Source organism: Mesorhizobium sp. LNHC209A00 (genome assembly GCF_000502915.1).
Taxonomy (GTDB): domain Bacteria; phylum Pseudomonadota; class Alphaproteobacteria; order Rhizobiales; family Rhizobiaceae; genus Mesorhizobium.
In genome coordinates, this window is the sequence record NZ_AYWT01000008.1 from 209384 (window position 1) to 222178 (window position 12795).

General features: G+C 62.2%; 8 protein-coding genes and 4 pseudogenes. 3 read left to right on the top strand and 9 right to left on the bottom strand.

The annotated features are described in order from the left end of the window. Positions 1-54 precede the first annotated feature (54 nt). Entirely contained in the window at positions 55-1203 is a 1149-nt protein-coding gene (locus X739_RS145540) for a GGDEF domain-containing protein (protein WP_023773886.1), read from the top strand. Between the two features lie 37 nt (positions 1204-1240). On the opposite strand, the gene X739_RS1000000168260 is transcribed toward X739_RS145540, so the two are convergent. From X739_RS1000000168260 to urtA, 6 genes and pseudogenes are all read right to left on the bottom strand, one after another. Next, positions 1241-1417 (bottom strand): hypothetical protein, encoded by a 177-nt coding sequence (locus X739_RS1000000168260; protein WP_013531844.1) that lies wholly within the window; start codon positions 1415-1417, stop codon positions 1241-1243. 262 nt (positions 1418-1679) lie between these two features. Beyond that, positions 1680-2375, bottom strand: coding sequence for an urea ABC transporter ATP-binding subunit UrtE (gene urtE / locus X739_RS145535; protein ID WP_023795232.1), 696 nt, complete (start codon positions 2373-2375; stop codon positions 1680-1682). 69 nt (positions 2376-2444) lie between these two features. Next, positions 2445-3191: an urea ABC transporter ATP-binding protein UrtD gene (gene urtD / locus X739_RS145530; protein WP_023783987.1), complete on the bottom strand. Its 747-nt coding sequence runs from the start codon at positions 3189-3191 to the stop codon at positions 2445-2447. 6 nt (positions 3192-3197) lie between these two features. Continuing rightward, positions 3198-4433 carry an urea ABC transporter permease subunit UrtC gene (gene urtC / locus X739_RS145525; RefSeq protein WP_023795233.1) on the bottom strand — a complete coding sequence of 412 codons (1236 nt, stop codon included), beginning with the start codon at positions 4431-4433 and terminating at the stop codon, positions 3198-3200. Continuing rightward, entirely contained in the window at positions 4430-6046 is a 1617-nt protein-coding gene (gene urtB, locus X739_RS145520) for an urea ABC transporter permease subunit UrtB (RefSeq protein ID WP_023795234.1), read from the bottom strand. The genes urtC and urtB overlap by 4 nt, the downstream gene beginning before the upstream one ends. Before the next feature lie 103 nt (positions 6047-6149). Next, a pseudogene (gene urtA, locus X739_RS145515) lies at positions 6150-7376 on the bottom strand (urea ABC transporter substrate-binding protein); the annotation flags it as partial. A gap of 397 nt (positions 7377-7773) precedes the next feature. Between urtA and X739_RS145510 the strand changes: the two are divergent. After that, positions 7774-8181, top strand: a complete 408-nt coding sequence (locus X739_RS145510; protein ID WP_023795236.1) for a hypothetical protein — start codon at positions 7774-7776, stop codon at positions 8179-8181. 125 nt (positions 8182-8306) lie between these two features. On the opposite strand, the pseudogene X739_RS145505 reads toward X739_RS145510, so the two are convergent. The 3 genes and pseudogenes from X739_RS145505 to X739_RS145500 form a co-directional block, all read right to left on the bottom strand. After that, a pseudogene (locus X739_RS145505) lies at positions 8307-8623 on the bottom strand (GMC oxidoreductase); the annotation flags it as partial. A 29-nt stretch (positions 8624-8652) separates the two neighbouring features. Further along, positions 8653-9440: pseudogene (locus X739_RS01000000166360) on the bottom strand (purine-nucleoside phosphorylase). Between the two features lie 85 nt (positions 9441-9525). Then, entirely contained in the window at positions 9526-12102 is a 2577-nt protein-coding gene (locus X739_RS145500; RefSeq protein WP_023783981.1) for an ATP-binding protein, read from the bottom strand. A gap of 325 nt (positions 12103-12427) precedes the next feature. On the opposite strand from X739_RS145500, the pseudogene X739_RS145495 reads away from it, so the two are divergent. After that, a pseudogene (locus tag X739_RS145495) lies at positions 12428-12795 on the top strand (flagellar biosynthetic protein FliO); the annotation flags it as partial.

Below are 12795 nucleotides of genomic sequence, written 5' to 3' on the forward strand. Positions count from 1 at the left end.
ATGCGCCGACGCCAAGCCGCAGAGCTGGGACCGCCGCCGGCAGGGAAAGAGGGCATGTCGCTCGACTACACTTCGCTTCTGCTGGCCGTCGGTTTCTCTGCCGTTTGCCTCAGCCTGACATTGTTCGGGATGTGGCTGACCGCCCGCTCGGAAAAATTCCTGCTGACATGGGCGATCAGCCTGGTGTTCGTGGTCGGCGATATTTTTATTTATGACGCCTATATCGAGATGCCGGGACGCCTGCTCGGCATCGCGACCTCGGCGTTTCTGCTGATCGGCTTTTCGGCCATGCTGGGTGCGGCCTATCAGTTCCGAACCGGCGGCTCGCCACTGCCGCGGGCCGTGTGGGGGTGCTATTCGCTCGCGATAGCGTTGCCCCCCATGGCCCTGGGTTATGATGGCCTCGGCTTCATGGCGGAGAACATGTTTGCCGCCGTGCTCCTGTTCGTCACGGCGTTCGAATACTGGAAGGGCCGTGATGAAGCACCCGCCCTGACGATCGGCATCACTGCGCTCTATTCGGCCACGGCCACCTCCTTCGGGCTCTGCGCCATGGTTCTCGCCTGGGAAGGAAAACTGGTGCTCGGACATGCACCAAGCAATTGGGCCGAGGAACTCAGCCTCATCGTGGTTATCGCCAGCATGACAGGCATTGGCGCGCTCTCGCTTGCCCTCAATCAGGGGCGCCTGGCGAGGCACCACCATCGCGACGCCCAGACGGATTCCCTGACTGGCCTGCTCAACCGGCGAGCGCTGTTCGACATGCATGGCCATGTCCCGGTCGGCGCCTTTACAGCGGTGGTCGTCTTCGACCTCGACAACTTCAAAACCATCAACGACGAATTCGGCCATGCGGCGGGCGATGAAGTGCTGAGGGTGTTCGCCAACGAGTTGACAGCCAACCTTCGGCCGGCCGACGTCGCAGCGCGCATGGGCGGCGAGGAATTCGCGCTGGTGCTGAAGCGCACGCTGCCGGAGACCGTCGAGCAAGCAGCCGAGCGCATCCGGGCGGCTTTCGCGACGCGACTGATAGAAACCGAAGCCGGTTCCCTCACCTGTACGGTCAGCGCCGGATTTGCGTTTGGCAGCAAAGAGGGGATCAGCCTGGACAAGGTGCTCAGCGCCGCCGACAAGGCGCTCTATGACGCCAAGCGCGGAGGCCGCAACCGCGTCACCGCCTCTCCATTCCGACGCGCGAGCTAAACGCGCGTGTCATGCCAAGCCCGCCAGGCGACATGCATTAGGCCGCCATGACGATTTCATTGAAGGTATCGAGGTCGACATAGAAGACCTTGGTGATCTCCTCGATCAGGTCGTCGTAGTCACAGCCCTGTGACCTCAGAATGTTGATGGCGGCGATGATGTCGACGCGTTCGGTAAGCCGCCGCTTCTGGTAGTCTTCGACGTAACGTTCCATGGCTGTCCCTTAGCCTGTGTGCCCAAACGCGTTTGAACGACAATCAGATCGGGAAGCTAGGAAGCCTTGCTTGCGTGGAACTTGCAGGGCCTTTGCCGCGCCGCGATCCGTGATAACCAGACTGATACGGAAACGGCCGACTCACAAAGCCACGGAAAGACTAGCATGCGATGTTGCATGTGCCAGAGGCGCAGATGATGGATGTAAGAAATATTGGACTTGCCAATAAACTTCAAATCTTCAATGAAGTCCGGTGCCGATTCTAGACCGTGAGGAATTTGCGGACATCAGCCCGGTCTAAATCTTCCGCCGGGCCGGTGTGGACGATCAGGCCGCGATCCATGATGTTGACCTCGTCGGCGAGTTCGCGGCAGAAATCGAGATACTGTTCGACCAGAAGCACCGCAATGCCGGCCTGGTCGCGCAGGTAGCGTATGGCGCGGCCGATATCCTTGATGACGGAGGGCTGGATGCCTTCGGTCGGCTCGTCGAGCACCAGCAGCTTCGGTCGCATCACGAGTGCCCTGCCGATGGCGAGCTGCTGTTGCTGGCCGCCGGAGAGATCGCCGCCACGGCGGCCAAGCATCTGCTTGAGCACTGGAAACAGCTCGAAGACGTGCGCCGGCACGTTACGGTCGGCGCGCTTCAAGGGCGCGAAGCCGGATTCGAGATTTTCCCGCACGCTGAGCAGCGGAAAGATCTCCCTGCCCTGCGGCACGAATGCGATGCCCGACCGGGCGCGGTCATACGCCGCGCTCCGGTCGAGCGCCTTCCCCTCGAAGGCAACGCTTCCGCTCGTCAGCCTGTGGTGGCCGACGATCGATCTCATCAAACTGGTCTTGCCGACGCCGTTGCGGCCGAGCACGCAGGTGATTTTGCCCGCACCCGCCTTCAGCGACACCCCGCGCAACGCCTGAGCGGCGCCGTAGTGGAGCGTGGCATTGGAAACCTTGAGCATGTCAGCCCCTTCTCCAGAACCGAAGAAACGACATGTCGAAGCGATGGAATTGAACCCGCCAATGCATGCTCATCTCCCCAGATAGACTTCGACGACGCGCTCGTCGGCCGAAACGAAATCGAGCGTCCCTTCCGAGAGCACCGAGCCCTCATGCAGGCAGGTAACCTTGACGCCGAGTTCGCGGACGAAATGCATGTCGTGCTCGACGACAATGACCGAGTGGTCGCGGGCGATATCCCTGAGCAGCCGCGCGGTTTCCTCGGTCTCGGCATCGGTCATGCCGGCAACCGGCTCGTCGACCAGAAGCAGCTTCGGGTCCTGCGCCAGCAGCATGCCGATCTCGAGCCATTGTTTCTGGCCATGGCTTAGATTGGCGGCGAATTCGCGGCGCTTGTCGCCCAACCGGATGATGCCAAGGATATTATCGATCTGCCGCGCCTCGGCGGGCGATTGGCGATGGAACAGCGCCGGGAAGATCGAACGCGGCCCCTTCAGCGCCAGCATCAGGTTTTCTTCGATCGTGTGGCTTTCGAAAACGGTCGGCTTCTGGAATTTGCGGCCGATGCCCATCATGGCGATCTCGGCTTCGTCATGTCTGGTCAGGTCCACCTGGCCGTCGAAGAACACTTCGCCTTCATCCGGCCTCGTCTTGCCGGTGACGATGTCCATCATTGTCGTCTTGCCGGCGCCGTTGGGGCCGATGATGGCGCGCATCTCGCCCTTGTCGAGCACCAGGGACAGATTGTTGATGGCGCGAAAGCCGTCGAAGGACACCGAGACGCCGTCGAGATAGAGAATAGTGTTGGATTTGCTCATGGGCGCTTACTCCGCCGCCTGCGGTTCGGGGCCGGACAAGGACCATTCGCCTGGATTTCGCGCTGGCGAGCGGGCAGGTTTGGATGCCGCGGACGCCATGCCAACCTCGGTGCCGGCTTCTTCAGTCAGGGACGCCACGCGCAGCGCCCTGACATTGCCGCGCCAGCTGTCCCACATGCCGATGATGCCCTTGGGCAGGAGCAAGGTGACGGCGACGAACAGGCCGCCGAGCGCGAACAGCCAGAATTCCGGCAGCACCCCGGTGAACCAGGATTTGCCAGCATTGACCAGCAACGCGCCGATGATCGGCCCGACAATAGTGCCGCGGCCGCCGACCGCCGCCCAGATCACCACCTCGATCGAATTGGACGGCTCGAATTCGCCTGGATTGATGATGCCGACCTGCGGCACATAGAGTGCGCCGGCAATGCCTGCCATGACGGCCGAAACGGTGAAAGCGAACAGCTTTACGTTCTCGGCCCGCCAGCCGAGGAAGCGCGTGCGGCTCTCGGCGTCGCGCACGGCCATCAGCAGCTTGCCGTATTTGGAGCCGACGATCGCCCAGGTGATGAAAACGGCGAGTGCCAGCATCACCGCGCTGGCCGCGAACAGTGCCGAACGCGTCGTATCGGCCTGCACGTTGAAGCCCAGGATATCCTTGAAATCGGTCAGGCCGTTATTGCCTCCGAAACCCATGTCGTTGCGGAAGAAGGCAAGCAGCAGCGCATAGGTCATCGCCTGGGTGATGATGGAGAGGTAGACACCTGTGACCCGGCTGCGGAAGGCGAACCAGCCGAAGATGAAGGCAAGCAGGCCGGGCACCGCCAGTACCATGATGGCGGCGAACCAGAAATGGTCGAAACCGGTCCAGAACCAGGGCAATTCCTTGTAGTTCAGGAACACCATGAAATCGGGCAGGATCGGGTTGCCGTAGACGCCGCGCGAGCCGATCTGGCGCATCAGATACATTCCCATCGCATAGCCGCCGAGCGCGAAGAAGGCGCCGTGGCCGAGCGAGAGGATGCCGCAATAGCCCCAGACCAGATCGAGCGAGAGCGCCAGCAGCGCATAGCAGAGATATTTGCCGGTCAGCGCCACGATATAGGACGGAATGTAGAAGGCGCTTGTCGGCGAGACGGCTAGGTTAAGCACCGGCACGATTATAGCCACTGCCAGCAGGATGAAGATGGTGATGGCGATGCGGCGGTCCGCGCCAGCGGCAAAGAATCGTCCCGATATCATGCTTCCACCGCCCTGCCCTTGAGCGCGAACAGGCCGCGCGGGCGCTTCTGGATGAACAGAATGATCAGCACCAGCACGACGATCTTGCCGAGCACCGCGCCGGCATATGGCTCGAGAACCTTGTTGACGATGCCGAGCGAAAAGGCGCCGACCAGTGTACCCCAGAGATTGCCGACACCGCCGAAGACGACCACCATGAAGCTGTCGATGATGTAGCCGCGACCAAGATTGGGCGAGACGTTGTCGATCTGGCTGAGCGCGACGCCGGCGATGCCCGCAATGCCGGATCCCAGCGCGAAGGTCAGCGCGTCGACCCAGGGCGTCCTGATGCCCATCGAGGCGGCCATGCGGCGGTTGGCGGTGACGGCGCGCATCTGCAGCCCCCAGGGCGTGCGCTTCATCACATAGAGCAACATGCCGAACACCGTGAGCGCGAACACCAGAATCCACAGACGGTTCCAGGTGATGGCCAGTTGCCCGACGTCGAAGGAGCCGGACATCCAGGACGGATTGCCGACCTCCTGGTTGGTCGGTCCGAAGATCGAGCGCACCGCCTGCTGCAGGATGAGCGAGACGCCCCAGGTCGCCAGCAGCGTCTCCAGCGGCCGGCCGTACAGGAACCGGATCACGCCGCGCTCGATGATGAGACCGACGAATGCCGCGACCAGGAAGGCGAGCGGCAGCGCGATCACCAGCGACCAGTCGAACAGGCCGGGAAAGGACGTCCGGATCACCTGCTGGACGACAAAGGTCGTATAGGCGCCAAGCATCACCATCTCGCCATGCGCCATGTTGATGACGCCCATGACGCCGAATGTGATGGCAAGCCCGATCGCGGCCAGCAGCAGCACCGAACCCAGCGAAATCCCGTACCAGATGTTCTGTCCGGCATCCCACAAGGCCAGCGTCGAATTGATGTTGGCGATCGTTGCCGTCGCCGCGTCCTTGACCGCGCCGGAGGCACTGGCCTCGACCGAAGTGAGTAGCGAAACCGCGTCGCGGTCGCCACGCGCGCCGATCAGGGCGACCGCGGCGAGTTTGTCGGTCTCGGGCCTGTCGGAAACAAGCACCGAGGCCGCGCGGGCCTGTTCGAGCAGAGCCTTGACGCTGGCCACGGTCTCGCTGGCGATTGCCGTGTCGAGTGGCTCGATGTTGGCTGCATCGGGCGTCTTGAACATGGTGCCGGCGGCGGCCAGCCGCACGGCCGGATCCTTGGCGCCAAGCGTCAACGTGCCGAGCGCATCGCGGATAACGCGGCGCAGCGTGTTGTTGACCTTGATCTTGGCGACGTCGTCCTTGGCAGCCTCGCCCGATGCTTCGCTGCTGAGCGGATCGAAAAGCTGGACGCTTTCGCCGGCTTCCTTGCCAACAAAGACCAGGGAATCGGCTTCGCGGATATAGAGATTGCCGTCGGCGAGTGCCGAAAGCGGGTGTTCGACCAAGGAATCGCCGGTGGCGGCGAGGTCATGCACGACGGCTCCGATCTCGGAAAAGCCCTTGGCGGTAGCGAACTTGGCGATGATGGCGCGCAGATCGGCTTCGCCTGCGTCCGACGACGACAGTGTCGCCAGCAGGAACAACAGCGTCAGGCCAATCGTGCGGATCAAGGTCATCGGCTTGTGTTAATCCCTGAAGGTTTGAAATGGCGCGTCCGGACAGTGGAGGAAACCGTCCGGACGCGTGCGGTCTTGGGCGTGAAGGCCCAGCCCGGGAGGATCAGTTTGTGCCCTTGCCGCCGCACTTGCCGGTGGCAACGTTGAAGTTGCCGCACGACAGCGGCTTGCGCCAATCGGAGATCAAATCCTTGGAGTCCGGCAGGTAGTCGGACCATTCGTCGCCCATCACAAGGCCCGGCGTGCGCGAAACCGTTTCGAACTGGCCGTCAGCCTGGATTTCGCCGATCAGCACCGGCTTGGTGATGTGATGGTTCGGCATCATCGTCGAGTAGCCGCCGGTCAGGTTCGGCACGGAAACGCCGATCATGGCATCGATGACCTTGTCTGGATCGGTGGTGCCGGCCTTCTCGACCGCCTTGACCCACATGTTGAAGCCGATGTAATGGGCTTCCATCGGGTCGTTGGTGGTGCGCTTGTTATTTTTGATGAACTTGTGCCAGTTGGCGATGAACTTTTTGTTCTCAGGCGTGTTGACGCTCTCGAAATAGTTCCAGGCGGCGAGATGGCCGACCAGAGGCTTGGTGTCGAGACCGGCAAGCTCTTCCTCGCCAACCGAGAAGGCCATGACCGGGATATCCTCGGCCTTGATGCCCTGGTTGCCGAGTTCCTTGTAGAACGGCACGTTGGCATCGCCATTGACGGTCGATACGACGGCGGTCTTCTTGCCGGCCGAGCCGAATTTCTTGATCGCCGAGACTTCGGTCTGCCAGTCGGAGAAGCCGAACGGCGTATAGTTGACCATGATGTCTTCGGCCGCGACGCCCTTGGCCTTCAGATAGGCTTCGAGGATCTTGTTGGTGGTTCGTGGATAGACGTAGTCGGTGCCTTCGAGCACCCAGCGCTTCACCGAACCGCCATCCTCGCTCATCAGGTAATCGACGGCCGGAATGGCCTGCTGGTTCGGCGCGGCACCCGTGTAGAAGACGTTGCGCTCGCTTTCCTCGCCCTCATACTGGACCGGATAGAACAGGATATTGTTGAGTTCGGAGAACACCGGCAGCACCGACTTGCGCGACACCGAGGTCCAGCAGCCGAACACCGCGGCGACCTTGTCCTTCGAGATCAGCTCACGCGCCTTTTCGGCGAACAGCGGCCAGTTGGAAGCCGGATCGACGACGACGGCTTCAAGCTTCTTGCCGAGCAGGCCACCCTTTGCGTTCTGCTCGTCGATGAGCATCAGCATGGCGTCCTTCAGCGTCGTCTCCGAAATCGCCATCGTGCCCGACAGCGAATGAAGAATGCCGACCTTGATCGTATCATCGGCGGCCCTGGCCGGAGCAGACATCATCAGGCCGGCGGCAACTACGCTCGCCGAGAACATTTTTGCTATTGTCGAGAAATTACCCCTCATACGGAAGACTCCCAAGCTGGTTGATTGCACCGCGACTATGCAATGCAACCCCCGTGCCAACCGCTTTAGGCATGCCGAAACACACAGAATAGCCCAACGTTATCAGCGCGTTGCTATATTGGATTGAATCAAACAAAGAGAGCCGGTTAAAAATTGATTGAGGGAAATTTACGCAACGCATAAAGCATATGCCTAAGTTTTGCCCATTTTCCCCACATGCCTATATTTTGACCTTAGAGGCAGATCGCCGACGGCAAATGTTGCGGCGCGACGCAAAAATAGGGCAAGCTTGGTCGTTCAAGCGGACGGCATCATGACATCAACCATTTCACGCATATTCATCGGCATAGTGACTCTGGCGGCGGCAACCGGAGCCGCCCGAGCCGACTTCAGCGAGGGCAGGATGCCCGACGGCATCTACCACTGCGAGGCCTACCTGCTCGGCATGTTCCTCAACCTCGGCGACATCACCATAAAGGGAAATGTCTACCGCGGCCCGGTCACGTTCGGGACCGCGCAGCAGGGCTACAACTACCAGATGGATGCAAACGGCGTGATCTCCTGGTTGGGACCGGTTGGCGGTTACACCACCGGCGGCAACTCGCTCTCGCTCACCCAGGCAACGCTGGACGGCCAGAGTCCGCCCTCCTTCGACATCATCATGAAACAGCCCGACGGCGCCTTCACCGCCACGACTTGCACCAGGGGAAGCAATCAGTAGATCTTCCTGGCAACGACACCACCTCGGTCCGCAATCCTGCCCGCCTTCTCATGTCATCTGGATGTTACCAAGGACGGCCAGCCGGTCGGCGCGATATAGTCGGCCTGGCGGATCGCCAGCGAGACGCCGTCGGCGGCCTTCTCGCTCATCCGGTTGGTGCCGAGATTGTGCGTCGAGGGATAGGGTGGCGTCGGGAAGGTGCGTGTGGCGCCGACCGCATCGTAAAGCGCCGTGGCCTGCTTGTAGGCATGATTGCGCATTGCCGTGTCGTTGGCATGGTCGTCGAAATGCACATCGGCGATCGGCATGCCGTGCTCGTCCTTCTCGTCGCCATGCAGCGTGATGCGGTTCTCCTGGCGGGGCATGTCCTCACCGACGATCCACAGGCCGGCCATGTGGTCTAGTGGTCGAGCGCGGTGGTGAAGGAACGCCCCCAGCCGCCATGGAGGAGGTGTTGAAGCGAGAGGCCGCCTAGCGCCCTTCCGTGGCGACTTCGAGCGCGAGCCGGCTCATGTCGGTGAAAAGCGCCTGGCGTTCGGAATAGTCGGTCTGTTCGCCGGTAAGCAGATTGTCGACGACGGTCAGCAGCGACAATGCCCTCGCGCCGAAATGGGCCGATATGCGATAGAGAGCGCTGGTTTCCATATCTACTNGGTCAGCAGCGACAATGCCCTCGCGCCGAAATGGGCCGATATGCGATAGAGAGCGCTGGTTTCCATATCTACTGCCAGCGCCCCGAGCGCCCTTGCGTCGGCATAGCGGGCACGCGCTTCAGGATGGTAGAATATGTCGGTGCAGGCTGTCAGGCCGGCGTGGTGGTCGATGCCAAGTGCGGCTGCCTTGGTCAATGCGCAAGCCAGCAGCGCCGGATCCGGGCCAGCATCGGCTTCGTAAAGGCCAAAGACCTGACCGCTCTCGGTATTTTCAGGCCGTGCCGATTGCGAGATCACAAGGCCGCGCAGCTTTGCCTCGGCCCTCAGGCTGCCGCAGGTACCGGTGCGGATCAGTGTTCGGACGCCATAAAAGTCAAGCAGTTCATGGGCGTAGATCAGGAACGATGAAACACCGATGCCCGTCGCCTGAATGCTGACAGGCTTGCCGCGAAACAAGCCGGTAAAGCCGAGAGCGCCGCGTCGGCGATTGACGCAGGCCGGCGCGTCCAAGAATGTCCGCGCCATCCACGCCGCGCGCTCCGGGTCGCCCGGCAACAAAACCGTGTCGGCGTAATCGCCTTTGCCTGCCTCGATGTGTGGCGTCAACAGCCGCTCCCCAAGCCCGCCTGCTGTATTTTCAAGAATCATGGCGTTGTTACGGCGTCGTGCAAGGGCGCCGCATTGGAAGCACCTAGGATTCAAGGACATCCTTGACGATCGTGGCCAGTTGCTTCAGCGAAAACGGCTTTGGCAGGAAGCCGAACTGCGCCTCCGCCGGCAGGTTCCTGGCAAAAGCGTCCTCGGCGTAGCCGGAGACGAAGACGAACTTGATGTCCGGCTGGCGTTTGCGCAACTCACCGAGCAGGGTCGGTCCGTCCATTTCCGGCATCACCACGTCGGAAACGACGATGTCGACCTTGCCGCCCAGCGCTTCGAACACTTCCAGCGCCTCGACGCCCGAGGATGCCTCGTGAACGGTATAGCCGCGCGAGGTCAGTGCCCGCATGCCGCCCATGCGCACGGCGTCCTCATCCTCGACCAGCAGGACCGTCGCCGACCCGGACAGATCCTTGGTGCTATCGGCCAGTTTGACTGCCGCTGCCGCCGGCGCTTCACCGGCTTCGGCTGCGGTTTTCGCTTCCATGATGTGACGCGGCAGGAAGATGCGGAAGGTCGACCCCTTGCCGACTTCGGAATCGCAGAAAATGAAGCCGCCGGTCTGCTTGATGATACCGTAGACCATGGACAGACCAAGGCCCGTGCCCTTGCCGACCTCCTTTGTGGTGAAGAACGGCTCGAAGATCTTCTTCAGCACGTCGGGCGCGATGCCTGAACCGGTATCCTCGACTTCGACCACCACATAGTCGGCGGCCGCGAGTTCGCGATAGGGAAAGGTCTTGCATTCCTCGGCGGTCACGTTGCGGGTGCGCACGGTGAGATCGCCGCCGGCCGGCATCGCGTCGCGCGCGTTGACCGCCAGGTTGACCACCACTTGCTCGAACTGCCCGATATCGACCTTGACCGGCCACAAGTCGCGGCCATGGTCGACCTTGAGCTTGATGTCGTTGCCGACCAGTCGGGCAAGCAGCATCCTGAGATCGGCGAGCACGTCGGTGAGATTCAGCACTTCCGGCCGCAGCGTCTGCTTGCGCGAGAAGGCCAGCAACTGCCTGACCAGGGAGGCGGCGCGATTGGCGTTCTGCTTGATGTTCATGATGTCGGGGAAGGACGGATCCGACGGCCGGTGATTGGTCAAAAGCAGGTCGGACGCCATGATGATGGCGGTCAGCACATTGTTGAAGTCGTGCGCGATGCCACCGGCGAGCTGGCCGACGGCCTGCATCTTCTGGCTTTGCGCCATCTGCCCTTCGAGCGCCTTCTGCTCGGTTGTCTCGACGGCGTAGACGATGGCCGCTTCCTCGGCCCCTTCGCCGCCGGTGCCATCGGCCACGGCGTTGACGTAGAAACGGATATGCCGCTCATCATTGCCGGGCAGCACGGTCTCGATTGGATCGATGTCGGCCTGCCGCTGCCGGGCTTTCTCGAACGCCGCCGCAAAGGCCGGCCGGTCGCGCTCATGGATCACCGTGTCGAGCCGCACGCGGCGATCCACGGCATCGCGATCGACCACCGAGGAAAACAGCGACAGGAACGGCGCGTTGGTGCGCAGGATGCGCCCGCTGGCATCGACACCGGCAATCGCCATCGGTGTCGAGTTGAAAAAGCGGGTGAAGCGCACTTCCGAGGCGCGCAAGTCGGCCGAGGCATCCTCGCCCTGTGTGCGGTTGAGCACGATGGTGCGGGTTGGCCCGCCGACGCCCTCACGGCTGGCCGAAACGCGATGCATGAAGCGCACCGGCAGCGCCTCGCCGGTCATCGTCGTCAAATCGAGATCGATGACCGCATTGCGCGTCGTGCCGGGGTCCGCCTTGACGGAGCGCACCAGCGCCATGCCGTCACCGGCAACAATATCCGGCAAGGCGACGGCACCGGGGGTGAAGCTGGCGAGATCGATGCCCAGCCATCCGGCGAGCGTGGCGTTGATGTAGGTGACGCGGCCGTCCTGGTCGGCCGAAAAGAAACCGGCCGGCGCGTGGTCGAGGTGGTCGATTGCCTTCTGCAGATCGAGGAAGAAACGCTCCTGCTCGGCCCGCTCTTGCGAAATGTCGGCGAGCTGCCAGGCCAGCATCGGCAGCCGCTGGCCCGGAACGCTGAACGCGCGGGCGCGTGCCCGGTACCAGCGCGCGCCCGGTTCGGCCCCGGGCCGGATCGATTGCGCGAGCCGGAACTCGCCGTCGCCCGGCTGCCCGTCACGCAAGCCGGACGCCAGCCGGTAAATGGTCACCGAGGCTTCGGGGACATCGGAGAGCAATCCTTCGACCGTCTTCAGGTCAGCGGCCGACGAGGCGCCGGTCATATCGGCATAGGCGCGGTTGGCGTAGACGACACGACCCTTGGTGTCCGTGACCAGCAGGCCCTGCGACATCGAATCGACGAAGGCCTTGGACAGTTCGTCGCCCGTCGAGCGCGGTGTGATCTGCACGAAGCCGATCGCGGTCGCGAACAGGAAGCCGACACCGATCATCGCCAGTACGCCGAGCATGCCGAGCAAGAACGGATCGCCGAGGCGCTCGCGGAAAAAGCCGAAGACGATTGCGGCGCCCGTCAGGACGACGATGAAGATGATAAGCCGGGTGACCGCGCCCGGTCGCGTATTCTGGTCGACGATCGGTGCCGGATAGAAATCGCCGCGCGCTTCCTTGGCCATATGCCCCCTGCTCATGAAATCCGATGTTCCGACACCCGCCCCCAATGCATGTCGCCCAAAATGACTTCGGTTTTGGGAAAGCGACATGCATGAAAAACACGGACCTGAAACGCGTCGCATGAATCCGTTTCAGCGCGACGCGCTTTAGCCGGTTGAATCACATTCTCCTGGTCTGGAAAAGGCCCGGGCGGCAAATGTCGGATAAAAATGCTGTCGGCTGGCCTTCCCTGTGTTTCAAGCTGTTCACGATGCGTGAAGGCAACTTGCGGTAGCCAGTCGCAACGGTCTAGTGTCGCGTCACTTCCAAACCGATCGGGGGAAACCAATGCAGTGGCTGGATAGCGTGGCGGGTCCCGGTTATGCGGCGGCACTCCTGTGGACCTTCGCGGCGCTGATCCTGCTGGTCATCGTTCTCATCATCGTCAGGCTGGTGCGCAACCTGACCTTCGGCACGTTTGTCGCCGGTGGTCGCAACCGCAAGACACGGCTCGCCGTCATGGACGCAACCGCCGTCGACAGCCATCGCCGACTGGTGCTGGTGCGACGCGACGACATCGAACATCTGCTTCTGATCGGCGGCCCGACCGACGTCGTTGTCGAACGCGACATCCGCCTCGCCGCGCCGCGCCGTCCGGCGTTGACCGGAGACGGCGGCCTGCAGCCTGTCCCGGCGGCCGCGGCCCCGGCTGCGAA

What these genes read in the sequence shown, in the direction of transcription:
- urtD (WP_023783987.1), bottom strand. Translation starts at nt 3,191, where the DNA reads ATGAGCAAATCCAACACTATTCTCTATCTCGACGGCGTCTCGGTGTCC.
- X739_RS145500 (WP_023783981.1), bottom strand. Translation starts at nt 12,102, where the DNA reads ATGGCCAAGGAAGCGCGCGGCGATTTCTATCCGGCACCGATCGTCGAC.
- X739_RS1000000168260 (WP_013531844.1), bottom strand. Translation starts at nt 1,417, where the DNA reads ATGGAACGTTACGTCGAAGACTACCAGAAGCGGCGGCTTACCGAACGC.
- urtB (WP_023795234.1), bottom strand. Translation starts at nt 6,046, where the DNA reads ATGACCTTGATCCGCACGATTGGCCTGACGCTGTTGTTCCTGCTGGCG.
- X739_RS145510 (WP_023795236.1), top strand. Translation starts at nt 7,774, where the DNA reads ATGACATCAACCATTTCACGCATATTCATCGGCATAGTGACTCTGGCG.
- urtE (WP_023795232.1), bottom strand. Translation starts at nt 2,375, where the DNA reads ATGCTCAAGGTTTCCAATGCCACGCTCCACTACGGCGCCGCTCAGGCG.
- urtC (WP_023795233.1), bottom strand. Translation starts at nt 4,433, where the DNA reads ATGATATCGGGACGATTCTTTGCCGCTGGCGCGGACCGCCGCATCGCC.
- X739_RS145540 (WP_023773886.1), top strand. Translation starts at nt 55, where the DNA reads ATGTCGCTCGACTACACTTCGCTTCTGCTGGCCGTCGGTTTCTCTGCC.